The organism is Streptomyces sp. NBC_00683 (assembly GCF_036226745.1).
Taxonomy (GTDB): domain Bacteria; phylum Actinomycetota; class Actinomycetes; order Streptomycetales; family Streptomycetaceae; genus Streptomyces.
This window is the reverse complement of record NZ_CP109013.1, coordinates 810,867-837,573: the sequence shown is the minus strand read 5'-3', so window position 1 is coordinate 837,573 and position 26,707 is coordinate 810,867. Positions and strand designations below refer to the sequence as shown.

Annotated in this window: 22 protein-coding genes; 10 read left to right on the top strand and 12 right to left on the bottom strand. The window is 69.7% G+C overall.

The features are described from left to right. The first annotated feature begins 395 nt into the window (after nt 1–395). Together OG257_RS03745 and OG257_RS03740 are read left to right on the top strand one after the other, a co-directional pair. Entirely contained in the window at nt 396–1,943 is a 1,548-nt protein-coding gene (locus OG257_RS03745) for an acyl-CoA synthetase (protein WP_329204690.1), read from the top strand. Between the two features lie 44 nt (nt 1,944–1,987). Beyond that, the gene (locus OG257_RS03740) at nt 1,988–2,446 is read left to right on the top strand and encodes a PaaI family thioesterase (RefSeq protein ID WP_329204688.1); all 459 of its coding nucleotides are present in this window, start codon (nt 1,988–1,990) and stop codon (nt 2,444–2,446) included. A gap of 61 nt (nt 2,447–2,507) precedes the next feature. On the opposite strand, the gene OG257_RS03735 is transcribed toward OG257_RS03740, so the two are convergent. The 3 genes from OG257_RS03735 to OG257_RS03725 all read right to left on the bottom strand — a co-directional run bounded on the left by OG257_RS03735 (nt 2,508) and on the right by OG257_RS03725 (nt 6,289). After that, nucleotides 2,508–3,710 (bottom strand): TetR/AcrR family transcriptional regulator, encoded by a 1,203-nt coding sequence (locus OG257_RS03735; protein ID WP_329204686.1) that lies wholly within the window; start codon nt 3,708–3,710, stop codon nt 2,508–2,510. 142 nt (nt 3,711–3,852) lie between these two features. Continuing rightward, on the bottom strand, nt 3,853–5,166 hold the full coding sequence (locus OG257_RS03730; protein ID WP_329204684.1) for an MFS transporter: 1,314 nt from the start codon (nt 5,164–5,166) through the stop codon (nt 3,853–3,855). Between the two features lie 196 nt (nt 5,167–5,362). Further along, entirely contained in the window at nt 5,363–6,289 is a 927-nt protein-coding gene (locus OG257_RS03725) for an SDR family oxidoreductase (protein WP_329204682.1), read from the bottom strand. Between the two features lie 145 nt (nt 6,290–6,434). Between OG257_RS03725 and OG257_RS03720 the strand changes: the two genes are divergently transcribed. From OG257_RS03720 to OG257_RS03685, 8 genes are read left to right on the top strand one after another with little or no spacing between them, the layout of a single operon-like run. Continuing rightward, nucleotides 6,435–7,364, top strand: coding sequence for a LysR family transcriptional regulator (locus tag OG257_RS03720; protein ID WP_329204681.1), 930 nt, complete (start codon nt 6,435–6,437; stop codon nt 7,362–7,364). 22 nt (nt 7,365–7,386) lie between these two features. Next, nucleotides 7,387–8,841, top strand: a complete 1,455-nt coding sequence (locus OG257_RS03715; RefSeq protein WP_329204680.1) for a hydroxymethylglutaryl-CoA synthase — start codon at nt 7,387–7,389, stop codon at nt 8,839–8,841. Between the two features lie 2 nt (nt 8,842–8,843). Then, nucleotides 8,844–10,049, top strand: a complete 1,206-nt coding sequence (locus tag OG257_RS03710) for an acetyl-CoA acetyltransferase (protein WP_329204679.1) — start codon at nt 8,844–8,846, stop codon at nt 10,047–10,049. Nucleotides 10,050–10,069: 20 nt separating this feature from the next. Then, nucleotides 10,070–11,215, top strand: coding sequence for an acyl-CoA dehydrogenase family protein (locus OG257_RS03705; protein ID WP_329204677.1), 1,146 nt, complete (start codon nt 10,070–10,072; stop codon nt 11,213–11,215). A gap of 25 nt (nt 11,216–11,240) precedes the next feature. After that, nucleotides 11,241–12,884: an AMP-binding protein gene (locus OG257_RS03700; protein WP_329204675.1), complete on the top strand. Its 1,644-nt coding sequence runs from the start codon at nt 11,241–11,243 to the stop codon at nt 12,882–12,884. After that, nucleotides 12,881–14,017: an acyl-CoA dehydrogenase family protein gene (locus tag OG257_RS03695; RefSeq protein ID WP_329204674.1), complete on the top strand. Its 1,137-nt coding sequence runs from the start codon at nt 12,881–12,883 to the stop codon at nt 14,015–14,017. Before OG257_RS03700 ends, OG257_RS03695 begins: the two co-directional genes overlap by 4 nt. Beyond that, complete coding sequence (locus OG257_RS03690) at nt 14,014–15,036, top strand: acyl-CoA dehydrogenase family protein (RefSeq protein WP_329204672.1); 1,023 nt, start codon at nt 14,014–14,016, stop codon at nt 15,034–15,036. Before OG257_RS03695 ends, OG257_RS03690 begins: the two co-directional genes overlap by 4 nt. Before the next feature lie 6 nt (nt 15,037–15,042). Next, complete coding sequence (locus tag OG257_RS03685) at nt 15,043–15,813, top strand: enoyl-CoA hydratase/isomerase family protein (RefSeq protein ID WP_329204670.1); 771 nt, start codon at nt 15,043–15,045, stop codon at nt 15,811–15,813. 67 nt (nt 15,814–15,880) lie between these two features. Here the strand turns inward: OG257_RS03685 and OG257_RS03680 are convergent, their stop codons facing one another. The 9 genes from OG257_RS03680 to OG257_RS03640 form a co-directional block, all read right to left on the bottom strand. Continuing rightward, nucleotides 15,881–17,833 (bottom strand): alkyl/aryl-sulfatase, encoded by a 1,953-nt coding sequence (locus OG257_RS03680; protein ID WP_329204668.1) that lies wholly within the window; start codon nt 17,831–17,833, stop codon nt 15,881–15,883. A gap of 104 nt (nt 17,834–17,937) precedes the next feature. Beyond that, on the bottom strand, nt 17,938–19,014 hold the full coding sequence (locus tag OG257_RS03675) for a zinc-binding dehydrogenase (RefSeq protein WP_329204666.1): 1,077 nt from the start codon (nt 19,012–19,014) through the stop codon (nt 17,938–17,940). A gap of 50 nt (nt 19,015–19,064) precedes the next feature. Further along, a complete protein-coding gene (locus tag OG257_RS03670; protein ID WP_329204665.1) occupies nt 19,065–20,507 on the bottom strand; it encodes an aldehyde dehydrogenase in 1,443 nt (480 codons plus the stop codon). Between the two features lie 69 nt (nt 20,508–20,576). Beyond that, entirely contained in the window at nt 20,577–21,758 is a 1,182-nt protein-coding gene (locus tag OG257_RS03665; protein WP_329204663.1) for a CaiB/BaiF CoA transferase family protein, read from the bottom strand. A gap of 62 nt (nt 21,759–21,820) precedes the next feature. Then, nucleotides 21,821–23,371: an acyl-CoA synthetase gene (locus OG257_RS03660; protein ID WP_329204661.1), complete on the bottom strand. Its 1,551-nt coding sequence runs from the start codon at nt 23,369–23,371 to the stop codon at nt 21,821–21,823. 197 nt (nt 23,372–23,568) lie between these two features. Continuing rightward, a complete protein-coding gene (locus OG257_RS03655) occupies nt 23,569–24,396 on the bottom strand; it encodes an SDR family NAD(P)-dependent oxidoreductase (RefSeq protein ID WP_329204660.1) in 828 nt (275 codons plus the stop codon). Beyond that, nucleotides 24,393–24,764: a MaoC/PaaZ C-terminal domain-containing protein gene (locus tag OG257_RS03650; RefSeq protein ID WP_329204658.1), complete on the bottom strand. Its 372-nt coding sequence runs from the start codon at nt 24,762–24,764 to the stop codon at nt 24,393–24,395. The genes OG257_RS03655 and OG257_RS03650 overlap by 4 nt, the downstream gene beginning before the upstream one ends. Beyond that, a complete protein-coding gene (locus OG257_RS03645) occupies nt 24,761–25,216 on the bottom strand; it encodes a MaoC family dehydratase N-terminal domain-containing protein (protein ID WP_329204656.1) in 456 nt (151 codons plus the stop codon). The genes OG257_RS03650 and OG257_RS03645 overlap by 4 nt, the downstream gene beginning before the upstream one ends. A 5-nt stretch (nt 25,217–25,221) precedes the next feature. Beyond that, nucleotides 25,222–26,415: a lipid-transfer protein gene (locus OG257_RS03640; protein ID WP_329204654.1), complete on the bottom strand. Its 1,194-nt coding sequence runs from the start codon at nt 26,413–26,415 to the stop codon at nt 25,222–25,224. Nucleotides 26,416–26,707: the final 292 nt, after the last annotated feature.

Genomic DNA, 26,707 nt, shown 5'->3' with positions numbered 1-26,707 from the left:
GTCTGGCCCCGGAGCCAGGATGTGAATGCTAAGTCGCTTCCGAGGAGTCTGTAAACCGCTCAAGGGCAAACCCTGTGCGGGATAAGTAAATTGTGTGTAGGCGATCAGTGTCTCCAGGGGCTTGCGCTTTGTACGGGGGCGTCTCCCCGGACGCCATGACCGCTAGGTGAATGACGAGAAGTTAATCCAGCGCTTGCTACCCCTTGACGTGCAGGCCATACGGGCTGAAAGTAAACCTCGTTGAGCACGGAGGGGCTTTTTGGTCCGCGATCGCCACGCATCGGCGTCACGATCGCGGGCGGTTCCGAGCCGTTCGCTCCCGCGCCGCGTGCGCAAGGACCGCCTCGCCGTGGCTGAGGCGGTCGGCCTTATCCACACCCATGAGGAGTGTTGCTGTGTATCTCACGCAGAGTCTGCACAGAGCCGTGCAGCAGGGTCCCGATCAGGTCGCGACGGTTTTCGGGGACCGTGTGCGGACCAACCGTGAAGTCGCCGATCGTGTGGCCCGGCTGGCCGGTGCGCTGGGGGCGCTCGGTATGGCGGAGGGTGACCGGGTGGCGCTGCTGGCCCACAACAGTGACGTCTTCCACGAGTACATGTACGCGGTGTGGTGGATGGGTGGGGTGGTCAACCCGGTCAACACCCGCTGGAGTCCGAAGGAGATGACCTACTCCCTGGAGGAGTCCGACACCCGCGTGCTGCTGGTCGACGACTCCTTCGCCCCGATGGTGCCGCGGTTGCGGGAGTTGTGGGGCGGGCTGGGGACCGTGGTGCACTGCGGGGCGGGTCCCGTGCCGGAGGGGATGCTCGGGTACGAGGACCTGATCGCCGGTCATGAGCCGGTGGAGGACCTGCGTCTGGGCGGGGACCGGCTCGCCGGCCTGTTCTACACCGGCGGCACCACCGGCTTCCCCAAGGGCGTGATGCTCAGCCACACCAATATCCTCGCCTCCGCCCACGGCCTCGTCGCGAGTGTGCAGAGCAGCGTCCGTGGCGGGCGCACCATGCACTGCGCGCCGATGTTCCATCTCGCCGCGCTGGCCAGCTGGTGCGGTCAGACGCTTGTCGGTGGCTCCCATCTCTTCCTGCCCGCCTTCGAACCCGGAGCGGTTCTGAAGGCCATCGACGAGTGGCGGCCCACGTCCACGCTGCTCGTCCCCGCCATGATTCAGGTGTTGGTGGACCACCCGGCTGTCGGCGACCACGACCTCTCCAGCGTCCAGCGCTTCAGCTACGGTGCTTCGCCGATCTCCGAGACCCTGCTGAAGCGGGCCATGTCCGCCTTCCCTCGGGCGGAGTTCGCCCAGGGCTACGGCATGACCGAGATGGCTCCGGGAGTCTCCGCTCTCGCGCCCGAGGACCACCATGATCCGCGCCTGCTGCGTGCCGCGGGCCGGGCGATCGCCGGGGTGGATGTGCGGGTGGTGGATCCGGCGGATGTGGAAGTGCCCCGCGGGACGGTCGGGGAGATCGTCGCCCGCGGCGCGAACATGATGCTCGGCTACTGGAACAAACCCCAGGAGACCGCCGACGCCCTGCGCGGCGGATGGATGCACACCGGCGACGCCGGCCACATGGACGACAACGGCTACCTCTACATCGTCGACCGCCTCAAAGACATGATCGTCACCGGCGGCGAGAACGTCTACTCCGCCGAGGTAGAGAACGCCCTCGCCACCCATCCCGCCATCGCCTCCTGCGCCGTCATCGGCGTCCCCGACCCCACCTGGGGCGAACGCGTCCACGCCGTCATCGTCCTCAAACCCGGCCACACCACCACCACCGACGACATCCGCACCCACTGCAAAACCCTCATCGCCGGCTACAAATCCCCCCGCACCTGCGACTTCGTCGAAACCCTCCCCCTCTCACCCGCAGGCAAAATCCTCAAACGCGACCTCCGCAAACCCCACTGGAACGACGGCGGACGCTCCGTCCGCTAGCGCTCTGCCAGGCTCTACAGCCGCGACACTCCCGGAGACCTCCCGTGTCCCTCACCCCTCCCGCCGTCGTCACCGCACCACGCAGCGGGCTCCAGATGTTCCAGGAGCACCTCGCTGCGGGTGGCGGCCCGAGGCAGCCCATCGAGAGACTGCTGGGCATCCGCCCGATCGCCGTTTCCCCCGGGAGCGCCGTGATGCGGCTGACGCCGCGTCAGGACCATGAGAACGGGGCAGGAATCCTGCACGGCGGGATGTACGCCACCGTGCTGGACAACGCTTGTGCCGCGGCCTGTTACACCACCGTCCCGGAGGGGACGCGGATCGTCTCCACGGATCTCACGGTGAAGTTCCTTCGCTCCGCGGCCGGCGACAGCGGTGTGCTGACCTGTGAGGCGGAGGTCGTCAACCGGGGCCGTCGCAATGTGCTGGTGCAGGCCAGGATGACGGATGAGTCCGGACGGCTCCTTGCCCATGCGACGTGCACGATCATGATCGTCGGCTGAACGGGTCCTTTCCCGAACGCTGTTCTTCCTGCTCCGAGCCCGGCGCCGCGCGGCGCCGGGCTCAGGCGCGTACGGATCTCTGGATGCCCAGGACCGCCAGGCCGAGTTCCACCAGGGCCGAAGTGGCGTCGGGGCGTGCCGTATTCTCGGGGCGCCTCGGCAGGAGGTTGATCACCGTGAGCGCGGCGTGGACCGTGACGCGGGCCTCGGCCTGGTCCAGGTCCGGCCGGCAGGCCCGCAGCAGAGCGACCCACTCGGCGACATAGTCGACCTGGGACCGGTGCATCGCCTCCTGGGCGGCGGTGGGGAAGTGCGCCAACTCGCTGACCAGCAGCAGGGCCCCCGTACCGTTGTCGAGCACGGTGGACTGCGCGTGGCTGCGCAACAGACGCTCCAGTGCCTCCCGCGGTGTCCCGCTCTCCGCCAGGTCCCGCACCAAGGTGGCCCACTTCGCCTCCGAGGCGCGGTGGAGCACGGCGGCGAGCAGATCTCCCTTCCCCTCGGGGAACTGGTGGTAGACGGACAGTCGCGAGATGCCCACCACAGCCCCGATGTCCTCCATGCTCACCGACTGGAAGCCACGCTCGGCGAAGAGCGGGACGGCTGCGGCGAGCAGCGCCTCACGGCGGGAGGCGGGGCTCAGCCCCGGGCGCGAGGCCGTCCCCGCACTGCTCCCGCCTGCAGGCGGGGCGGGCGAGGACAGTTCTGTCCGGCAGACAGCCTCGGCCAGTTTCCGGAGCAGCTCCTCGTAGCGGCGGCGGGGCAGCTCGGTCCGGTGGTACGAGGGGCTGGCGAGCACGGCGACCGTGGCCCAGCCGAGCAGGGAGATGTTCTGCGGGGCGACGTCGGGTCGAGCGGCCCGAAGCGCCGTGCCGAGGGCGGCGGCGATCTGCGCGTGTCGCTGTCGCACATCGTCCTGGTGCAGTGCCGAGAGGTGGCGGGTCTCGCGGTCCCAGACGACGGGGTACGAGCGGTGGTCGAGCGAGAACGAGGCGACGGCGCGCGTGAGGGAGGCGAGGTCGTCCGATTCCTCCATGACGTCAAGAAGCTGCTCGGTGCTGTCGAGCAGTGCGACGCCGAGCAGTTCCTGCTTGCCGCGGAAGTGGCGGTAGAGCCCTCCGGCCGTGATGCCGACGGCCGAGGCGATGTCCTCCATGCCGGTCGCCTGGTAACCGGTCTCCCGGAACCTGTCCATGGCGGCGGCGAGGATCAGCGCCCTGCGGTTGCGGGGGCGCCGGGTCGGACTGCCGTTCGTCGTGCTCACGCCCCACATCCTAGGCTCGTGGTGGCCGGGAGGGCGCGGCGCTGTGGGGGCACGCTCAGCCCTCGCGCCGGCCGGGTGGGCATACGGGCGAGGGCTGACAGGGCCGGAGTGATCAGGGGCCACCCTTTGACCGCACCGCGGATCAGGCGCCGGCGGCGAGCTTCGTGGCGTCGCGGTCCGGGTCGACCAGGGCGAGCGCGAGCAGGGCTCCGACGATCATGACGATGCCGAGGATCAGGAATCCGGATCCGTAGCCTTCGGCGGCGTCGGCGCTGACGTCGACCAGGCGGCCCATCACCAGCGGAGCGATCACCCCGGCGAGACTGTAGAAGGCGGTGATGACACCGAGGATCACGCCACGCTGTCCGACCGGGGACACATCGCTGATCGCGGCGAAGGTGGCGCCGAACCCGGCGGCGTTGAGGCTGGAGCCGAGCACGATGAGGACCATCTGGAGCGGGCCGGCGTCCATGCCGGCGAAGACGACCGTGGTCAGCCCGGAGGCGAGCACCAGGGAAGCTCCCAGGACACCGCGGGTGACGCGGTTGCTCATCCCCCGCCTGGTCATGCGTCCGGAGATCCAGCCGACGAGGATCACCGCGACGGCGCCACCCAGATACGGCAGGGACACCAGCTTGCCCGCGGTCCCGGCGCTGTAGCCGAGACCCTCACGCAGGTAGAGCGGCAGCCAGCCGACCTTCACCGACGTGTTCGCGTACGCGACGAAGAACAGCGCCATGATGCCGATGACCGTCCCGGTGCCGAACACCTTGCGCAGCGGCAGTCGTTCGGGAAGCTGCGAGGCCGTGGCGCCGTGACCGCGGCGCACCGCCTCCGGCCCTTCACGTCCGGCGAACAGCCAGAGAGCGGCGGCGAAGGCGCCGACCGTGGCCAGGGCGCCGAAGGCCATGTGCCAGGAGTGGTTCGTGATGACCCAGGTGAGCGCCGGGGCTGCGATGACCGGGCCGAGAGCGGCGCCCGACACGATGATGGAGCTCGGCAGAGCTCGCTTGGCCGCCGGGAACCACGAGTGGGCGACGTGCATGGCCAGCGCTGTCGTCGGACCCTCGGCGAAGCCGAGCACCATGCGCGAGGCGACCACCACTCCGAAGCCGACCTGCCACGCCAGCGGCAACAGGCTGAGCGTCCACAGGACCGCGATGCCGAGGAGGAGCCAGCGGGCTTGGAACTTGCGGGTCAGCGCGCCGCCCAGGACACCACCCACCACGAACGGGAGGAAGAAGGCCGAGGTCAGCAACCCGAACTGGGAGGAGGAGAGTCCGAGGTCCCGCTTCATCTCGACGCCGGCGATGCCGACGACGGCCTTGTCGGCGTAGTTGACCACCAGCAGCAGAAGCAGGAGGCCGAGAACCAGCCACGCACGCCTGTGCCCGGCGGTCGGTGCCGGGTCACCTTCCGGTGCGGAGTCGATGAGCCTGTTCTCGTCGATAGCCATGTCACTCCCTCTGTCGTGCGATGCGATGGGCGGAGTGAATCACTGCTAGTTGTGCCATGCAAGAGGTTGCCGAGGCTCTACGCGATGTTCAGCAGCAATTTAGTGAGGAAGGATTCCACGAGAGTGAACGGCTATTCGTTGCGATCGTGGGGCGGCCCCAGGGAAAGGGGTCGCCCCCGCCCGCTGTCGCCGCGCCTCAGTTGCTCCGCAGGCTCTTCACGTGCGAGCCCGGGATCTCCGAGTCGGGCTTCGCGGGCATGTGTGCCGTCGCCGATGCCAGCTCCTCCACGGTCCAGCGCTTGTCGCTCTCGAGCTGCTCGACCACGTGCCAGCCCTTGTACAGGCCGACCTGACCGCCCATCACCCTGAAGACGTGGCCGGAGAACGCGCATTCCTCGGCGGCCAGCATGGCGACCAGCGGCGAGATGTTGGCCGGGGACCACGGGTCGAAGTCGTCGTTCTTCGTGGAGGCCATCACATCGCCCAGGCCCGGAGTTGCCTCGGTGAGCCGGGTGCGTGCCACCGGGGCGATGCAGTTCGCCCGCACGTGGTAACGCTCGAGCTCCTTGGCCTCGACGATCGTCATGGCGGCAATACCTGCCTTGGCAGACGCGTAATTCACCTGTCCGGGGTTCCCGTGCAGACCGGAACCGGAGGAGGTGTTGATGATCGCGCGATCGGCCTGGATGCCGGCCTTCGCCTGGGCGCGCCAGTACTCGGCGGCGTGCCGGGAGACCGCGAAGGTTCCCTTGAGGTGGACGTTCACGACGAGGTCGAACTCTTCCTCGCTCATGTTGACCAGTACGCGGTCACGCAGGATGCCGGCGTTGTTCACCAGGACGTGCAGGTCGCCGAAGGTCTCGACGGCCGTCTCGATCAGTCGCCGGGCGCCCGCCCAGTCGCTGACGCTGTCCGTGTTGGCCACGGCTTCTCCGCCGAGTGCCTTGATCTCGTCGACCACGGCCTGTGCCGCGCCGATGTCGGTGCCGGCGCCGTCCGGGGCCGCGCCCAGATCGTTGACGACGACCTTGGCGCCCTCCTGTGCGAAGAGGAGAGCGTGCTCACGGCCCACGCCGCGACCTGCTCCGGTGACGACGGCGACACGCCCTTCGAGGGTTCCCATCGAAAGATCTCCTAGCTGTTGCGCCACCGCGCTGTGCGATGGACGCGTGGTTTCGGCCCGCGCAGGCCCGCCCACCGAACACGCTAGGACGAATGTCATGCAAAGTGAATCCGTCATTTACTTCAGGTAGTGATAAGAAGAATCTATGGACAGGCGTCACTTCACCTACTTCCTCGCTGTCGTGGAGTCCGGGAGCATCTCCGAAGCCGCCCGGCAACTGCACATCAGCCAGCCCGCGGTCTCCCAGTCGATCAAGGAGCTGGAGCGCGACATGCGCACTCAGCTCTTCAAGCGAGGGCCCCGTCTGACGCTCACCCCGGCGGGCCGGGCCCTGGTGGGACCGGCCCGGCGCACCCTGCGCTCCTTCGAGGCCGCGCGCGCAGCCGTGGAGGAGATCGACCACTTGGCCACGGGCCGGCTCGACCTCGCCGTGGTGCAGGGCTTCGCCGTCGACCCAGTCGTGCCCTTGGTCACACGCTTCCAGGCCCGGTACCCCGGAGTGCAGGTCGGCGTCCACGAGACCGTCTCCGGGCCCGACGGCTTCGAAGCACTGCGCCGGGCCGAGGCGGAACTGCTGGTCAGCGACTATCCGGCGCCCTATCCCAAGCACGAGTCCGTGCAGATCGGCGTGGAGGAGCTCTGGGCGGTCTTCCCGCCGCAGACGGAGGACCTCCCGGACCGGCCGCTGAAGGTCGCCGAGCTCCTGGCGCACAGATTCGTGCAGGGGCTACCTCGCCACTCGGAGCTTCGCGTATGGTTCGCTGCGGTTGCAGCAGCCGAGCGGCTGCCCCCGCCCACCGTCGTCGTGGAAACCGCGCACCGCGACGCCATCGTTCCGCTCGTTCTGGCCGGAGCAGGGTTGACCCTGCTGCCCGCGCCCGCGGCCCGGGCCGCCAAGCGTCTCGGCGCTCAGGTCCGGCCGCTCGCCTTCACCTTTCCCCGCCCCTGCTTCCTCTACCACCGTCGTGGCCCCCTGTCGCCCGCCGCGCTGGCCTTCGTCTCGATGGCCGCGGCCGCGGCGCCCCCGGGTGCCGGCCACCCCGGTACGGGAGAGGCAGTGCAGGAGAACGGGTGACCACACCTGCCTGAGGAGTGCCATGACCGCGACAGCGGATGTCGGTGTCACCAGTTACGGGGTTCATCTGCCGGCCTGGCGGCTGAACCGCAAGGAGATAGGACGCGCTCTCGAATCCGGCGGAGGCAAGGGCACCCGCGCCGTCTCCGCCTTCGACGAGGACACCACGTCGATGGGTGTCGAAGCAGCCCGCAGGGCCCTCGCCGGAGCACCTGGCGAGCCGCGCAGCCTGGTGTTCGCCACTGCCAATCCGGCGTACGCGGACAAGACCAACGCCACGACTGTGCACGCCGCGCTCGGTCTGGACCGCTCCGTCCCGGCGTACGACTTCGTCGGCGCGGCCCGCTCGGGTGTCGGCGCGTTGCTCACCGCCGCAGACTCGGCCGCCGCCGGTCGCCCCGCCCTCGCGGTGCTGTCCGACATCCGCACCGGCCTGCCCGGTTCGGCGGAGGAGCGCGACGGCGGCGACGCCGCTGCCGCCGTGCAGTTCGGCTCGGGCGACGACGTCGTGGCGACGTTGGCCGGCCGCGGCTCGGCGTCGGCCGAGTTCCTGGAGCGCTGGCGCATCCCGGGCGACTCGTCCAGCCGGATCTGGGAGGAGCGCTTCACCGAAGGCCCCTACAAGGAGCTGGCCCAGGAGGCGGTGGACACCGCGCTCAAGGACGCCGGTCTGACCCTGGCCGAGGTCGACAAGGTCGCGGTCACCGGTCTGCATCGGCGTGCCGTCCGCGGCGTCGCCAGGACACTCGGCCGCGGCGCCACCGTCGTGGACGACCTGGTTTCCCTCATCGGTGCCACCGGCACCGCGCAACCGGGTGTGCTGCTGGCCGCCGCTCTGGACGAGGCGGCCGTCGGCGAGACGATTCTGCTGGTCGCGCTCGGAGACGGAGCGGACGCGCTGGTCTTCCGTACCACCGACGCCCTCCCCGCACTGCGGGAGCGCCGCGCCGGACCGTCCGTCGCCCGACAGGCCGCCGGCGGCCGGGAAGTGACGTACCAGAAGTTCCTGACCTGGCGCGGATTCCTCAAGCGTGAGGCTCCCCGCCGGCCGGACCCGGACCGCCCGGCAGGCCCGCCCGCATACCGCAACGCGGACTGGAAGTTCGGCCTGTCCGGATCCCGGTGCACGGAGTGCGACACCCGCCACCTGCCGGCCGCGCGCGTCTGCATCAACTGCAGGGCCGTGGACCAGATGGTCCACGACCGGGTCGCCGAGGTGCCGGCGGTCATCGCCACCTTCCAGGCCGACCTTCTCGCCTACACGCTGAACCCGCCGCTGATCGCCGCCGCGCTGAACTTCGAGGGAGGCGGCCGGTTCATCGCCGAGGTCACCGACGCCGACCCCGCGGCGCTGAAGATCGGCGACGCCGTGGAGATGACCTTCCGCCGCTTCTACAGCACCGCCGACGGCGTCCACAACTACTTCTGGAAGGCCCGGCCCGTTCAGGCCGCCGTCCAGGCCGACGAGGAGAACTGACCATGGCTTCGCACGGTATCCGCGACAAGGTCGCGATCGTCGGCATGGGCTGCACGCCCTTCGCCGAGCACTGGAACAAGAGCACCGAGGACCTGCTCGTCGACTCGAGCCAGGAGGCCCTGGCCTCCGCGGGCGTCGCGCTGGACGACGTCGACGCCTTCTGGTTCGGCACGATGAGCTCGGGCTTCTCCGGTCAGGTACTCTCCCGCGCCCTGAAGATCGACTACAAGCCGGTCACCCGCGTCGAGAACCTCTGCGCCACCGGCTCGGAGGCCTTCCGCAACGCCTGCTACGCGGTGGCCTCCGGCGCCGTCGACGTCGCCATGGCCATCGGTGTGGAGAAGCTCAAGGACTCCGGCTACTCCGGACTGGTCCGCCAGGACGCAGCCCACGACGGCACCAAGACGCCGATCACCGCACCGGCCTCCTTCGGCCTGCTCGCCCCGGCGTACGCCAACGCGCACGGTCTCGACGACGAGACCCTCAAGGACGTCCTCACCCGGATCTCCTGGAAGAACCACCACAACGGCGCCCGCAACAAGCGCGCCCAGTTCCAGGCCGAAGTGCCGATGGAAACGATCCGCAACAGCCCGAAGGTCGCGGGCATGCTCGGTATCCACGACTGCTCCGGCGTCTCCGACGGGTCGGCGGCGGCGATCATCGTCCGCGCCGAGGACGCACACCTCTACACCGACAAACCCATCTACGTGAAGGCTCTTTCCATGGTGGCGGGTCCCGGTGCGGGCCCGATGGACCCGACGTACGACTACACCACCTTCCGCGAGGTCACCGCCTGCGCCGAAGCCGCCTACCAGCAGGCCGGGATCACCGACCCGCGCGCCGAGATCGCGCTGGCCGAGGTGCACGACTGCTTCACCCCCACAGAGCTCGTCCTCATGGAGGACCTCGGCTTCAGCAAGCGCGGACAGGGCTGGCGCGACGTCCTCGACGGCGTCTTCGACCTCACCGGCGACCTGGCGGTCAACCCCGACGGCGGCCTCAAGAGCTTCGGCCACCCGATCGGGGCGACCGGCCTCCGCATGCTCTTCGAATGCTGGCTGCAACTCCGTCAGGAGGCCCCGGCCGAGCGCCAGCTGGCGAGCATCACCAGCGGTGAGCGCAAGCTCGGCCTCACCCACAACCTCGGCGGGCACCCCGGCGACTGCGTGAGCTTCATCTCCGTGGTCGGCTCCGAGCCCTCCGCCTGATCCCGAGGAGTACGTACACCATGCTGCGTCCCCTGTACGAGCAGGACCACGAGGACTTCCGCAAGGTCGTCCGGACGTTCCTCGAGAAGGAGATCGTCCCCCATTTCGAGGAGTGGGAGACGGCCGGGATCGTCCCCAAGGACGTCTACCGTCGCTGCGGTGAGGTCGGACTGGCCGGCCTCGCGGTCCCCGAGGAATACGGCGGCGGCGGAGTCGATGACTTCCGCTTCACCGCCGTCGTCATCGAGGAGATCTTCCGCGCCCGTGTGGGCCTGGGCTCACTGCCGCTGCACACGGGCGTCGTCACGCCCTACTTCCTGCACCTGGCGAACGAGGAGCAGAAGCGGCGCTGGCTGCCCGGCATGGCCGCGGGCCGCACGATGGCCTCCATCGCGATGACCGAGCCCGGCACCGGCTCGGACCTGTCGGGCATGGTCACCAACGCGGTACGGGACGGCGACGACTGGATCCTCAACGGCGCCAAGACCTTCATCACCGGAGGCATCAACGCAGACCTCGTGGTGGTGGCCTGCCGCACGTCCCGGGGCGAGGACCGACGGGACGGCCTGAGCCTCCTCGTCGTCGAGGACGGCATGCCCGGCTTCACCAAGGGCCGCAAGCTGGAGAAGCTCGGCACCCGGTCCGTCGACACCGCCGAGCTGTTCTTCGACAATGTACGGGTACCCGCCTCCCACATGCTCGGCGAGGAGGGCAAGGGCTTCAGTCACCTGACCCTCAACCTCGTCTCCGAACGGCTCACCCAGTCCGTCCAGTCGCTGGCCGCCGCACGCGCCGCCGTCGAACTGGCTGTGGAGTACACGCGGGAGCGGCAGGTCTTCGGCAAGCCCGTCGCCTCCTTCCAGAACACCAAGTTCGTGCTCGCCGACTGCGCGACCGAGGTGGTGGCGGGCCAGGCCATGGTCGACCACGCGATCGTCGAGTACGGCGCCGGCCGGCTGACCGTCCCGCAGGTCGGTACGGTCAAGCTGTTCACCAGCGAGACGGCCGGCCGGGTCATCGACAAGTGCCTCCAGCTGCACGGAGGTTACGGCTACATGCTGGAGTACCCCATCGCCCGGCTCTACGCCGACATCCGGGTCGCCCGGATCGCCGCCGGCTCCAGCGAGATCATGAAGACCGTCATCGCCAAGTCGCTCGGCCTGTGACCGGATCATGGAGATGACCACCCCTATGCGACCGAGTATCGCCGATCTCTTCCGCTCCGTGGCCGGCGCGGTCCCGGAGCGGGAGGCGATCCTGCACCGTTCCGTGCGCCGCAGCTACGGCGAGCTGCACGACCGGGTCGAGCGCCTGGCCGGGCTGCTCGCCGCCCGCGGCCTGGGCGCACACCGCGAGAGGGACGCCCTCCAGGCCCATGAGTCCGGTCAGGACCACCTCGCCCTGCTCCTGTACAACGGGCCCGAGTACGCGGAGGCCACCCTTGCGTCCTTCGCCGCCCGACTGGCCCCGTTCAACGTCAACTACCGCTACACAGCTCCGGAGTTGCTCAATCTCCTCGGCGACGCCCGCCCGGCGGTGGTGGTCTACCACGCGGCCTTCGCCCCCACCCTCGCGCCCGTCCTCGACAGCCTCGTCGCCGTGCCCCTGCTGCTCCAGGTCGCCGACGACTCCGACAATCCGCTGCTGCCCGGCGCACTCGACTACGAAGAGGCACTGGCGGCGGCGTCTCGGGAGTGGCAGGCGCCGAGCACCAGCCCGGACGACCTCTACATCATCTACACCGGCGGCACCACCGGCATGCCGAAGGGCACCCTGTGGAGCCAGCACGGCATCTGGCGTGCCACCCTCGGCGGCGTCGCCTTCCCGGAGGACGCCACCGCCGAGTCCGTGGGACTCGCCGCTGCGGCAGCGCCCGGCCGTCGTGTACTCGGTGCCGCACCGTTCATGCACGGGGCCGGCGGCTGGCAGCTCCTGGGCACCCTGCTCGGAGGCGGACTGATCGCCGTTCCCGATGTGGTGCACCGTCTGGACGCCGCCGACGTGTGCGCACTGATCGAGCGTGAACGGCTGGAGTCCTGCGCGCTCGTCGGCGAGGCGTTCGCCCGGCCAGTCGCCGACGAGATCGAACGCAGGGCGTACGACCTGTCGTCCGTGACCACGTTCGTCGTCGGTGGCGGGGCCACCAGCCCCGGAACGAAGGAACGCCTGCTGGCCGCTCTGGGCGAGCGGGCGCTGCTCGCCGACGGCGCCGGCTCGACCGAGACCGGCCGCATCATCCAGGCCGAACTGTCGCTCGGGGAGAAGGCCGAACCGGGCGTCTTCGCCCTGGGGCCCCGGGCCTGCGTCCTCGACCACGCCCGCAGCCGGACGCTCGAGCCGGGCGAGGAGGAGATCGGCTGGCTCGCGGCTCACGAGCCCCTGCCCTTCGGCTACCTCGGCGACCCGGTCAAGACCGCGGCCACCTTTCCCGTGGTGGCCGGGCGGCGCATGGCCATCCCCGGCGACCTGGCCGAACTGCGCGCCGACGGCCGGCTGGTGCTGCGCGGGCGGGCCGCCACGACGATCAACTCCGGCGGAGAGAAGATCTTCGCCGAGGAGGTGGAACGAGCGCTGTTCGCCCACCCCGCCGTGCGCGATGCCCTGGTCCTCGGTCGCCCCAGCGAACGCTGGGGCGAGGAACTCGTCGCACTCGTCCTGCTCGACGGCGACGCGGACGACGACCAACTGCGCGGCTGCGCCGCGCAGCAGCTCGCTCGCTACAAGCTGCCCAAGGAGTTCGTCCGGGTCGTGGAGATCCGCCGTTCGCCGGCCGGAAAGGCCGACTACGCATGGGCGCGGTCCATCGTCGAGACCGTCGCGAAAGGAAAGACATGACATCACTGTTCGGACTGGATCCCGGCGCACTTCCCCCGGAGACCCGCCGACTGCGGCAGGAAGTCCGTGACTTCCTGGCCGCCGAGCTGGAATCGGGCGGCTACACCCCGGTCAGCGACAGCTGGGTCATCGGCACGGATCCGGCGTTCAGCCGGAAGCTGGGTGCCCGAGGCTGGCTGGGCATGGCGATTCCGAAGCGGTACGGCGGAGCGGACCGCACCCCGCTGGAACGGTTCGTCGTCATCGAGGAACTGCTCGCGGCGGGCGCCCCCGTCAGCGCCCACTGGGTCGCCGACCGGCAGGCCGCGCCCGGTCTCCTCAGCCACGGCACGGAGGAGCAGCGGAAGCGCTACCTCCCGGGGATAGCCGCCGGCGAGTGCTACTTCGCCATCGGGCTCTCCGAGCCGGACTCCGGCTCCGACCTCGCGTCGGTGCGTACGAAAGCGACACGCACCGACGGCGGCTGGCTGATCGAGGGCACCAAGATCTGGACCAGTGGCGCCCACCTGTCCCACGCCGTCGTCGCCCTGGTCCGCACCGGTCCCGCCGGAGAGAGCCGCCACGAGGGCCTGAGCCAGATGATCGTGCCGCTGCCCACCGACGGTGTGGAGATCCGCCCGATCCGCTCGCTCAACGGCGCCCATCACTTCAACGAAGTCCTCTTCACCAACGCCTTCGTTCCTGACGACATGGTGCTCGGCACAATCGGCGACGGCTGGCGTCAGGTCACGAGTGAGCTCGCGTACGAACGCAGCGGACCCGAACGGCTGCTCAGCACCGCCTTGCTGCTGCGCCTGCTCGCGGCCCGCGAGGACGCCGACCCGCGCACGATCGGACGGCTCACCGCCCGGCTGTGGTCGCTGCGCCAGGCGTCGATCGCGATCGCCGTCCAGCTCAGCAAGGGTTCCGCCCCCGAGGTCGCCGCCGCAGTGGTCAAGGACCTCGGCACCCTCTTGGAACGCGAGGTCGTCGAGGCGGCCCGGGCGACCGGCGTCGAACCCGACCTCAACTCGCCCGACCTGTTCACCCGCATCCTCGCCGAGTCGGTCGTCCAGGCACCCACCAACACCCTCCGCGGTGGTACCAACGAGATCCTGCGCGGAGTCATCGCACGAGCCCTGGGGGTCCGATGAACGACGACCTGAAGCTGCTTGAAGCAACAGCGGCCGACATCTTCACCGCCTATCAGGACCGCCCGGGCCTGTGGGAGGAGCTCGAGGAGGCCGGCCTCACCGGCATCGGCATCCCCGAGGAGGCCGGCGGCAGCGGCGGAGACGCCGAGATGGCCGCCGTCATACTCCGCACCGCCGCCTACCACGCCGCGGAGATCCCGATCGCGGAGACCCTGTGGATCGCCGGACCACTGCTCGCCGCCGCCGGTCTTCCGGTCCCCGCCGGGCAGTTGACCGCCGCCGAGTCGCAGGACGGCGGACTCGTACTGGAGCGCGCGGGCGACGACTGGATCCTCGACGGCACCCTCCGGCGCGTCCCCTGGGCCCGCGACGCGGTGCGCGTCGCGGTCGTCGTCGACGGGCGCGTCTGCTCGGTCGACCCCGCTCGGGCGACCCTGGTCCACGGGGCGAACCTGGCCGGCGAACCCCGGGACGACGTCTCGTTCCACGCGGTCGCCGTGCCGGCGGACCAGGTCGCCGAACTCCCCGAGGGCCCCTCGATCCAGGTGCGCGGAGCCCTCGCCCGCAGCATCCAGCTCAGCGGAGCCGCCCAGCGCGCGCTGGAGCACAGCCTGCGCTACGCGGGCGAGCGCCGACAGTTCGGGCGCCCCATCGCCGCCTTCCAGGCGGTGCAGCAGTACCTCGCCACGCTCGCCGGAGAGGTGACGATCCTGGAGCTCTCCACCCGCAGCGCCGTCGCCACCCTGGACGACCCCCGGACGGAGCTTCTCGCGGTGGTCGCCGCCGTACGCACCAACGCCTGCCGCGCGGCCTCCGTGGTTGCCGAGCTCTCCCACCAGGTGCACGGCGCGATCGGCACCACCCACGAGCACGACCTGCGCCGCTCCACCCTGCGCCTGTGGTCCTGGCGCGAGGAGTACGGCAACGAGAACCAGTGGGCCGCCGCCCTGGGACTCCTCTCGGCCGCCGCCGAAGACCCCTGGCACCTGATCACCGGCCCCACCACCACGAGGAGTTGATCCGCCATGGATCTGGAGTACACGGTCGACGACGGCATCGCGACCATCAGGCTCAACCGCCCCGCGCTGAAGAACGCCTTCACCTTCGAGATGATCGCGGACTGGGCGAAGGCGCTCCGTGACGCCGCCGCCGACCCGGCCGTCCGCGTCGTCGTGCTCACCGGCAGCGGCAAGGGCTTCTGCTCCGGGGTCGACCTGGACACCCTGCTCGACGTGGTGGACGAGCCGCTGGAGCACAAGAACATGCTCCACGAGCGTATCCACCAGGTCGCCCGTGCCCTGGAGGACCTGGACAAGCCCGTGATCGCCGCGGTCAACGGAGACGCCGTCGGCGCCGGCCTGGACATGGCGCTCATGTGCGACATGCGGTTCGTAGCCCGCTCCGCCCGCCTCAGCGAGGGCTACATCCGCCTCGGCCTCGTCCCCGGCGACGGCGGCTGCTGGTTCCTGCCCCGCCTGGTGGGCCAGGCCAAGGCCCTGGAGCTGCTGCTCAGCGGCGAGTTCGTGGACGCAGAGGAGGCGCTGCGGATCGGCTTGGTCAACCGCGTGTACGACGACGAGAAGCTCCTCGAGGAGACGTACGCCTTCGCCGCGAAGATCGCGGCCAAGCCGGCGCTGCCGGTGGCCATGATCAAGCGGACCGTGCGGATGAGCGAGCGGATGGACCAGCGCGCGAGCCTCGACCTCATCTCCTCTCACATGTCCGTGGTGATGTCCACCGACGAGTCGCGCAAGGCGATGGCGGCGATGCGCGAGAGCGTCCGCGGCAACCGCTGACGGGGTATCGGCGAACGGCGAAGGGCCGCACTCCCGGGAGTGCGGCCCTTCGCCGTTCGCCCGTGGCCTAGAGGTGCGGACCGAGCAGGTCGAAGTTCCGGTCGAAGGTGTCGAGCAGGCCGGTGAGCATTCGGAACGCGTCGGTGTCGCCCTCTGCCCGGACCGTTCCGGCGGCGAGCGCCTCGTCGAAGCGACCTGGCCGGAACAGCACGTCCACGAGCGTGCTCCGGTCCATCGTGAGCGTCAGTTCGGCGTCCTCGCTGAGCCGGGCCCAGTGGTTGAGCACGCCGCGGGACACCCGCAGGGAGCGGGGGGAGGCGGCGTCGGTGACCGCCAGGTTGATCCCCACGTCGACGTGCTCGGCCTTCGGGCCGTTGAGCCGGACCGCGACGAAGTCGAGCAGGATGGGCAGCGGCATGGCCGCCATGGTCCGGCCGGACGCGGAACCGGGGGCGGGCTTCGCCGGTCGGCCCCGGCGGAGTTCCTGGGCGGCGGTGAGGAAAACGTATCGCCACTGAGGACCCTCGGCCTGGTAGCCCAACTGCTCGTACGCGTCCGCCTGGGTCTCCCGGGCGTCCTGGTTGCCGGGTTCGGCGTGGACGGCCCGGCCGGCGAGTTCGACCGCCCAGCGGTAGTCCGCCGCCTCGAAGGCCTCCCGGGCGAGCTGGACGACCCGGTCCACGCCACCCATCGCGTCCGTGTACCGTCGCCCGAGATCGCCGTCGGGCAGCGGGTACAGATTCATCGGGTTGCCGTTGTACCAGCCCAGTTCCTTGGCGAAGACGGCCTTGGCGTTGTGGCTCACGGTGCCGTGGTAGCCGCGGTTCCACCAGGCGCGGCCCAGCACGTCGGGCAGGCGCAGCGTCTCGGCGATCTCGACCGGCGTCAGCCCCTGGTTGGCGAGCCGCAGCGTCTGGTCGTGGATGTACTTGTAGGAGTCGCGCTGCGAGGTGAGGAACTCCCGGATGTTCTCGCCGCCCCACACCGGCCAGGTGTGCGGGCCGTAGTGCACCTCGGCCTCGTCGCCCCACAGTTCGACGGCCTCGTCCAGGTAGCGGGCGAAGTTGGCGGCGTCGCGGGTGCGGGCGCCGCGCAGGGTCTGGATGTTGTGGAGGGTGTGGTTGGCGTTCTCCGCACAGGTGAGGGCCTTGAGCTCCGGGATGTAGAAGTGGAACTCCTCCGGGGCCTCGGTGTCCGGGGCCATCTGGAACTGGAACGTCAGTCCCGCGAGCGTACGTTCCTCGCCCGTGCGGGTGATGTGGTCGGTGGGCGGGATGTACGCCGAGGATCCCCTGACATGCCCGATGCCGATGCCGTCGGTGACGAAGCCGCGCGGTCCCGGGGGCAGCAGGTTGCCGAAGGCGTGCGCGGCCCGGCGCGCCATCACGTTGCCGCAGATGACGTTCTCGCCCAGCGCGTACCGATCGAAGTCCGTACCCGGCGCGATGACCTGCACCCGGCCGGCCGCGACGTCCTCGGCCGAGGTGACACCCAGGACGCCGCCGTAGTGGTCGAGGTGGGGGTGGGTGTAGATGACGGCGACGACCGGCAGCCGCTCGGGGCGATGGGCGTAGTAGAGCTCCATCGCGGCCCGGGTCGTCTCGGCGACCGTGCCGACGTCCACCACGATCAGCCCGCCGTCCCCCTCCACGATCGTGACGTTGGCGATGTCGTGGTTCCGGACCTGGTAGATCCGGTCGGTGACCTGGAACAGCCCCGCGTACTTGATGATCTGGGACTGGCGCCACAGGCTGGGGTTGACCGTGTCCGGAGCCGGTCCCTCGATGTAGTCGAAGGAGCCCGCGTCGAAGGACACCCGTCCCCGTGCGTCACGGATCACGCCACCGTCGAGCAGCGGGGCCACGAAGCCCCGCTTCATGGCCTCGAAGGCCCGGTCGTCGTCGAAGTCGAGCTGGTCGAGGACCGAGGCGTTGGCGGCTCTGGTCGCCTCGGTTGCGGGCTTGGGACCGGTGCGGTCGGATACGGCTCCGGCCGTCTGCGGGGATCCCTCGGCTGTCATGAGGTGAAGACCTTCCGTGGCTGGGGAGAACGGGAGAAACGGACCGGGGCCGGTCCGACCGCGAACGGTGGGAGCGGCCCCGGCCACGGGTCAGGAGCGCCGGGTCACAGCTCGACGACGGTGCGGATGGCGTCACCGGTCTTCATGAGTTCGAAGCCCTCGTTGACGTCCTCCAGCTTCAGCCGCTTGGTGATCATCGCTTCGAGGTCCAGCTTGCCTTCCCGCCACAGGTGGACCAGCTGCCGCATGAAGCGCGGTACGTCCATGCCGCCGTAGACGGAACCGACCAGGGTCTTGCTCTGCGTGGCGAGCGTGCCCATGGACAGTTCGAGGTTGTCCGTGCGGGCGCCGAGGCCGACGACGACGACGGTGCCGCCGCGCCGTGCCAGCTTGAACGCGGCCTGCGCGGTGCTGGAGCGGCCGACGACCTCGAAGGTGTAGTCGAAGCCCTGCCCGCCGGTGAGTTCGGCGGCCACCGCGTCGGCGTCCTCCGGGGAGGCGGCCGCGGTAGCGCCGAAGCGGGAGACCAGGTCGCGCTTGGCGGCGCTGGGGTCCACGGCGAGAATCTGCGAGGCGCCGGCCATGCGGGCCGCCATGATGGCAGCGATGCCGACCCCACCGCAGCCGACGACGGCCACGGTGGCCCCTTCCTCGACCTTCGCGGTGTTGAGAACCGCACCCGTGCCGGTGGTGACACCGCAGCCGATCAGAGCCGCGATGTCGAAGGGGACGTCCTTGTCGATACGGACGACGCTCTGGTGCGGGAGGACGACCTCCTCGGCGAAGGTGCCGCAGCCGACGAGGCCGTACACCGGCTTCCCGTCCTCCCGGAAGTTCGGGGTGCCCATGGCCGCGTACATCATGCGCGTGCAGAGGTGGCCCTCGTCGCGCGCGCAGTCGGCGCACGTGCCGCAGGCCGGTATGAAGTTGACGATGACGTGGTCGCCGGGCGCCACCGAAGTGACTCCCTCGCCGACCTCGATGATCTCGCCGGCCCCCTCGTGCCCGGGGACGAAGGGTGCCGGGACGCCGAGCTTGCCGGTCATCCCGGAGAGGTCCGAGTGGCACATGCCGGTCGCCCGGATGCGGACCTTGACCTTGCCGGGACCGGCCTCTGCCGTCTCCATGGTGTCGACGACGTCCAGCGGGGCGCCGTACTCCCGCAGCACTGCAGCGCGCATGTGGGGCTTCTCCTGTCGGTGGTGGGAAGGATGGTGGTGCGGGGGAGGTGTCAGCGAGGCGTGGAGGTGTAGATGCTCTTGGTCTCCAGGTACGCCTGCAGGCCCTCCGGGCCGAACTCGCGGCCGATTCCGGACTTCTTGTAGCCGCCGAACGGGGCGTTGAACGAGATGCCGCCGCAGTTGACCGCCACGTTGCCGGTACGCAGGCGCGCGGCGACCGCCAGCGCGCGCTGCTCGTCGTCGGAGAAGACGCTGCCGTGCAGGCCGAAGTCGGAGTCGTTGGAGATTCGGACCGCGTCGTCCTCGTCGTCGAACGGGATGACGACGACGACCGGGCCGAAGATCTCCTCCTGGGCGACGGCCATGGAGTTGTCCACGTCGGCGAAGAGGGTCGGCTCGACGTACCAGCCCTTGTCCAGGTGGGCCGGGCGGCCGCCGCCGGTCACCAGGCGGGCGCCCTCGGCGAGACCCTTGGCGATGTAACCCTCGACGCGGTCGCGCTGACGCTCGGAGATCAGCGGGCCCACCGTGGTGGCCGGCTCCAACGGGTCACCGACGACCATCGCCCGGAACTGCCCGGCCAGCCGCTCGACGACCTCGTCGTAGCGGGTGCGAGGGGCCAGTACCCGGGTCATGGAGATGCAGACCTGCCCGTTGTTGGGAATCAGGTGGGGCATCAGCGCCGGAATCGCGCGGTCCAGGTCGGCGTCCTCCAGGATGATCGCCGCGGACTTGCCGCCCAGCTCCAGAGTGACCCGCGCCAGGTTCGCGGCGGCGGACGCCATGATCGCCTTTCCGGCGCCGACGGATCCGGTGAAGGCGACCTTGTCGACACCGGGGTGCCGGGACAGGTACGCGGAGGGCTCACGGTCGGCGGGCAGCACCGAGAGCACACCCTCGGGCAGACCGGCCTCGGCAGCGGCCTCGGCGATGATGTACGAGGACAGGGCGTTCTCGGGCGACACCTTCAGCACCACGGTGCAGCCGGCGACCAGGGCGGGCGCCAGCTTGCTGAACGTGATGAAGTGCGGCGCGTTCCAGGCGACGATCGCCGCCACCACACCCACCGGTTCCTGTCGGACCGAGATCGGCCCCGTTGCACCAGGCACCTCGCGCTCCCAGGCGAACCCCGGGGCCAGCTTGAGGTAGTAGTCGATGATCCCGATCGGCGCGCCGGCCTGGGCGCGTGTCGACCAGGTGATGGGCGATCCGACCTCGGAGCTGAGCAGCACCGCGGTCTCCCGCATCCGGGCCGCGTACGCGTCCCGGAAGCGCTGCAGCACCTCGATGCGCTCGGTGAGGCCGAGCCGGGGCCACGGCCCCTCGTCGAAGGCCCGGCGCGCGGCGGAGACGGCCAGGTCGATGTCCTCCGGGCGCGCCTCCGGGGTGCGCCCGATGACCTCCTCGGTGGCCGGAGAGACGACCTCGAGTGTGCTGTCGGTCGCCGGGTCGACGAACGCACCGCCGATGAAGAGCTTGTCCTTGGTCTGCATACCGGGTACGGCTTCCTTCTCTTGACGGCCGGGATCATGCGGTCGGCATGAACCACCGGCGGCACGTGGTTACTTGACGGTGCCGGCGCTGCGCAGCGTCGCGATGCGTGCGGAGTCGTACCCCGCGGCTGCGAGGATGCGGTCGGTGTCGGCTCCGATGGCGGGGGAGGGCGTGGGGTGCGCGGCCGGTGTGGCGGAGAACCGGGGCGCGGGGGCCGGCCCGACCACACCCTCGTCGTCGACGAGATACGTGCCACGGGCCGCGTTGTGCGGATGGTGCGGAGCTTCGAGGAGGGACAGGACGGGGGCGACGCACCCCTCCTGTCCCTCGAACTCCTCGGCCCATGCGTCACGGGTCCGGGTGGCGAAGATCGCGGCGAGCCTCTGTCGCATGACCGGCCACTTGGTGCGGTCGTTCTGGCGGGCGAAGTCAGGATCGTCGGAGAGGCCGAGCACGCGCAGTACGGCGGCGTAGAACTGCGGCTCGACCGGGCCGAGGGCGATGTGCCGGTCGTCGGAGCAACGGTAGGTGCCGTAGTACGGCGCCGCGCCGTCGAGCATGTTGGTCCCGCGCTCGTCGGCCCAGACCCCGCGGGAGAGGAAGCCGTACATCATCGTGAGCAGCAGAGCGGATCCGTCGGTCATCGCGGCGTCGACGACCTGGCCCCGGCCGGTGTCACGAGCGTGCAGCGCCGCCGCGAGGACGCCGACGGCCAGCAGCATGCCGCCGCCGCCGAAGTCGCCGACGAGGTTGAGAGGGACGACGGGGTCGCCGTCCTTGGGGCCGATGGCGTGCAAGGCGCCTGTGAGAGCGATGTAGTTGATGTCGTGGCCGGGCTCCTGAGCCATCGGCCCGTCCTGGCCCCAGCCGGTCATCCGGCCGTACACCAGCCGCGGGTTGACGGCCAGCAGCTCGTCCGGGCCCAGTCCCAGTCGCTCGGTGACACCCGGCCGGAAGCCCTCCAGGATCACATCCGCGTCCTTGACCAGGGCCTTGACGATCTCGACGCCCTCGGGCCGCCTGATGTCGACGGCGACGGAGCGGCGGTTGCGGTGCAGGATCGGCCGGGACGCGGCGTAACCGGCCTCGGCCGGCCGGTCGATCCGGATCACCTCTGCCCCGAGGTCACCCAGGACCATCGCGCAGAACGGACCTGGACCGATGCTTCCCAGTTCGATCACGCGGACGCCCGCAAGCGGGCCGCGCGGCTGCTCCGCGGAGTCGGACTCGGTCGACGCGTCGATGGTCATGGTGCGGCACTCCAGGTTCATGGGTCGGAAGGAAACGGGGCCTGTCGGGGCGGCGAGCACTGTCAGCCGACAGAGCGTCCGGTGCTGTTCCAGTGGGGTTTGCGGAGGTCGCGTTTGAGGATTTTGCCTGCGGGTGAGAGGGGGAGGGTTTCGACGAAGTCGCAGGTGCGGGGGGATTTGTAGCCGGCGATGAGGGTTTTGCAGTGGGTGCGGATGTCGTCGGTGGTGGTGGTGTGGCCGGGTTTGAGGACGATGACGGCGTGGACGCGTTCGCCCCAGGTGGGGTCGGGGACGCCGATGACGGCGCAGGAGGCGATGGCGGGGTGGGTGGCGAGGGCGTTCTCTACCTCGGCGGAGTAGACGTTCTCGCCGCCGGTGACGATCATGTCCTTGAGGCGGTCGACGATGTAGAGGTAGCCGTTGTCGTCCATGTGGCCGGCGTCGCCGGTGTGCATCCATCCGCCGCGCAGGGCGTCGGCGGTCTCCTGGGGTTTGTTCCAGTAGCCGAGCATCATGTTCGCGCCGCGGGCGACGATCTCCCCGACCGTCCCGCGGGGCATCTCCACATCCGCCGGATCCACCACCCGCACATCCACCCCGGGCAGGGCCCGGCCCGCGGCACGCAGCAGGCGCGGATCGTGGTGGTCCTCGGGCGCGAGGGTCGCGACACCGGGAGCCATCTCGGTCATGCCGTAGCCCTGGGCGAACCGGGCGTTGGGGAAAGCAGCCATCGCCCGGCTCAGGAGCGTCCCGGAGATCGGAGAAGCGCCGTATCCGACCCGCTCGACGCTGGAGAGGTCGTGCTCGCCGACGGCCGGGTGGTCCAGCAGCATCTGGATCATGGCGGGGACAAGTGTGGTGGAGGTGGGGCGGCGCTCGGTGATGAGTTTCAGCAGGTGCTCCGGTGCGAACGCGGGCACGAACACATGGGAGCCGCCCACGAGGTTCTGGGAGCACCAGCTGCTGACGGCCGCCATGTGGAAGAGCGGCGCGGTGTGCATCGTCCGGCCGCCGCCGCGTACGGCTCCCTGGGAGGCCGCGACGAAACTGTGTGTGGAGGCGAGGATGTTGGTGTGGCTGAGCATCACGCCCTTGGGGAAGCCGGTGGTGCCGCCGGTGTAGAACAGGCCGGCGAGCCGGTCCCCGCCCAGACGCAGGTCCTCCACCGGCTCATGACCGGCGATCAGGTCCTCGTACCCGAGCATCCCCTCCGGCACGGGACCCGCCCCGCAGTGCACCACGGTCCCCAGTCCGCCCCACAACTCCCGCAACCGCGGCACCATCGGGGCGAAGGAGTCGTCGACCAGCAGCACGCGGGTGTCGGACTCCTCCAGGGAGTAGGTCATCTCCTTCGGACTCCAGCGGGTGTTGACCGGGTTGACCACCCCACCCATCCACCACACCGCGTACATGTACTCGTGGAAGACGTCACTGTTGTGGGCCAGCAGCGCCACCCGGTCACCCTCCGCCACACCGAGCGCCCCCAGCGCACCGGCCAGCCGGGCCACACGATCGGCGACTTCACGGTTGGTCCGCACACGGTCCCCGAAAACCGTCGCGACCTGATCGGGACCCTGCTGCACGGCTCTGTGCAGACTCTGCGTGAGATACACAGCAACACTCCTGAGTGGTACGGCGGTCAAGCCTGGCGAAGCAAGTGGAGGCCGTGGTCACCGTCGGTGTCGGAGTGCGACGGTGACCACGGTGTCGGCGGGGAGCGTGCTGTCCGGTGAGGGCGCTCCCCGCGCAGCCCGTCGGCCGATCGCGTGTCGTTCGACCGGCCGACGGCCGTTCATGGCCGGGCTTCGGCTCAGTTGCCGCCCGCGCAGTAGATGACCTGACCGCTGACGTAGTCGGTCTCGGGGATGCACAGGGCGTAGACCGCGCCGGCGGCCTCCTCGGGGGTGCCCCCTCGGCCGAGCGGGATGGTCTTCTCCAGGCGGGCCATCAGCTCGGGGTTGACGCCGACCGGCAGCTCGCGGCCCTGGATGTCGATGGTGGCGCCGCCACCCGCAGGGGCGTCGGTGAGGCGGGTGTGAATCAGCCCGTACGCGACCGCGTTGACGTTGACGTTGTAGCGGCCCCACTCCTTGGAGAGGGTCTTGGTCAGACCGATGATGCCGGCCTTGGCCGAGGAGTAACTCACCTGTCCGACATTGCCGTTGAGGCCTGAGCCGGAGGAGATGTTGACGACCTTGCGGTGCACGCGGACACCGCGGGCCGTCTCCTCCTTGGACAGGCGGGAGATGTGCGGCTGGGCGGCGCGCAGGATCTGGAACGGCGCCTTGACGTGCACGGCGAGCATGGCGTCCCACTGCTCGTCGGTGTGCTTCTGGATGACGGAGTCCCAGGTGTACCCGGCGTTGTTGACGATGATGTCGAGGCCGCCGAAGGTCTCGATCGCGGTGTTCACGAACCGCTCGGCGAAGCCGTCCTCGGTGACGCTCCCGACGCAGGCCACGGCGTTGCCGCCGGCGGCCTTGATGTCGGCGACGGTCTCCTCGGCGGGCGCCGGGTCGAGGTCGTTGACGACGACGTCGGCGCCCTCGGCGGCGAACTTCAGGGCGATCTCACGGCCGATGCCGCGACCGGAGCCGGAGACGATGGCGGTCTTGCCCGCGAGCTTGGTGCTGGTCATGCTGAGATTTCTCCTTCGATCACTGCGGTGCCCGCGAGAGTGACGGTTCCGTCCTCCAGAGCCATGGTCAGATCCAGGTGGGACAGGCCGTCCTCGACCCTGGCGACCGTGGCGGTGGCGGTCGGCCTGCCGTGGAGCGGGGTAATGGAGGTGAAGCGGACGGCGAAGGAACGGATCTTTTCCTGGGGGAAGTTCGCCGTCAGCAGCCGGCCGAGGTAGGCCATGTTGAGCATGCCGTGGGCGAAGACGTCGTCCATGCCCGCGGACTTGGCCACGTCGATGTCGATGTGCATCGGGTTGTGGTCACCCGAGGCGCCGGCGTACAACGCCAGCGTGGTCCGGGAGATCTTCGGCAGTTCGAGCTTCACTGGCCCGCCTTCGGGTTGCGCACGACGAGGGACTTGTGGACCTCGGCGACGAGCTCCCCGTCGCGGGTCACCTGGGTGGCCAGGACGAGGAATTCCAGCGCCCCGCCCTTCTTGCTGTAGATGTCCGACACCTCGGTCGCGAACGTCAGCCGGTCGCCGGCGTGGATCGGACGGTGGTAGGTGAAGCCCTGTTCGCCGTGCAGGATGTAGCGGATGTCGATGTCCGCGAACGTCAGGAAGTTGAAGCCGTCCGTGCGTCCGCTGTCGGCACAGAACAGGAAGGTGGGCGGGACGAGCACGTCCCGGTGGCCGGCCGCCTGCGCGGCCTCCACGTCGGAGTAGACCGGGTCGGTCTCGCCGATCGCCTTGGCGAAGAAGCGCAGTTGGCCGCGCTCGACGTCGACGGTGTGCGTCGGGATCTTTGTCCCGATCAATTCCTTGTTCAGGGCCATGGCGTTCAGTTCACCTTTTCGTAGAGAGTGACGACGCAGGCGCCGCCGAGGCCGAGGTTGTGCTGGAGAGCGTGCTGGAGGCCGCCTTCGACCTGGCGGGCATCCGCCTGTCCCCGCAGCTGCCACACGAGCTCGGTGCACTGGGCGAGGCCTGTCGCGCCCAGCGGGTGCCCCTTGGACATCAGGCCGCCCGAAGGGTTGACGACCACGCGCCCGCCGTAGGTGTTGTCACCGTCCAGGACGAACTTCTCCGCCGTCCCCTCCGGGGTCAGGCCGAGCGACTCGTACGTGATGAGCTCGTTGCTGGTGAAGCAGTCGTGCAACTCGACGACCTTGATGTCCTCCGGGCCGACACCGGCGGCCTCGTAGACCTGGTCGGCCGCGTTCTTCGCCATGTCGTAGCCGATGACCCGCATCATGTCGGTGTCCTCGGCGAACGCGCTGTCGACGTCGGTGGTCAGGGCCTGCGCCGCGATCCGCACGTCGGTGTTCAGGCCGTGGCGGCGCGCGAAGTCCTCGCTCGCGATGACCGCGGCGGCTGCGCCGCAGGTGGGCGGGCAGCACATCAGGCGGGTCAGGGGACCGTACACGTGCGGGGAGGCGAGCACCTCCTCGACGGTGAGCGGGTCGCGGAAGACGGCGTACGGGTTGTTGGCGGCGTGGGTACGGGACTTGACGGCGATCCTGGCGAACGCCTGGTTCGTGATGCCGTACTTGTCCATGTACGCCTGGCCGGCGCCGCCGAACAGCTGGGCCGCGCCCGGAGCCAGGGGGTCGACGCCCTGGAGCTCCCGCATCTTCTCGTGGCCGCGGCTCATGGCCGAGGGACGGTCGTCCCAGTGGCCCTTGAGCGCACCGCGCTGCATCTGCTCGAAGCCGACCGCGATCACGCATTCGGCCGCCCCCGAGGCGACGGCCTGGCGGGCGAGCCACAGGGCGGTCGAGCCGGTCGAGCAGTTGTTGTTGACATTGATCACCGGGATACCGGTGGTCCCCAGACCGTAGATCGCGGCCTGGCCGCTGGTCGAGTCGCCGTAGACGTAGCCGACGTACGCCTGCTGCACGAGCTCGTAGCCGATGCCTGCGTCAGCGAGCGCGGTACGCGCCGCACGCTCGCCCATCACGTCGTAGGTGTCGCTCGCACCCGGCTTCATGAACGGGATCATCCCGACCCCGACCACATGGACATTGGTGCTCATGGGGGAGCCCTCCGCGACTAGTGGTGATTTACATTGCGATGCTCAGGAGCTTGGCACCGTAGCGCGCAAAGGTCATCTCCTCAGGGCTGTGATTTACGTAACGTGCATGTTTCATCTTGCTCAGTACCGGCCTGAGCTGGGAAAATGATGCGGCTGACACTCTTGTCAAGATGTCCGGCGAGGTAGACACGACATTCACCTTCTGGTGTCGTGGGAATCGAGGTGATCCCTCGATTACCTAAGGTGTGTTAGCTATAGTGACGTGGGCCGCGCCGTCGGCCGTGGGCTGCCC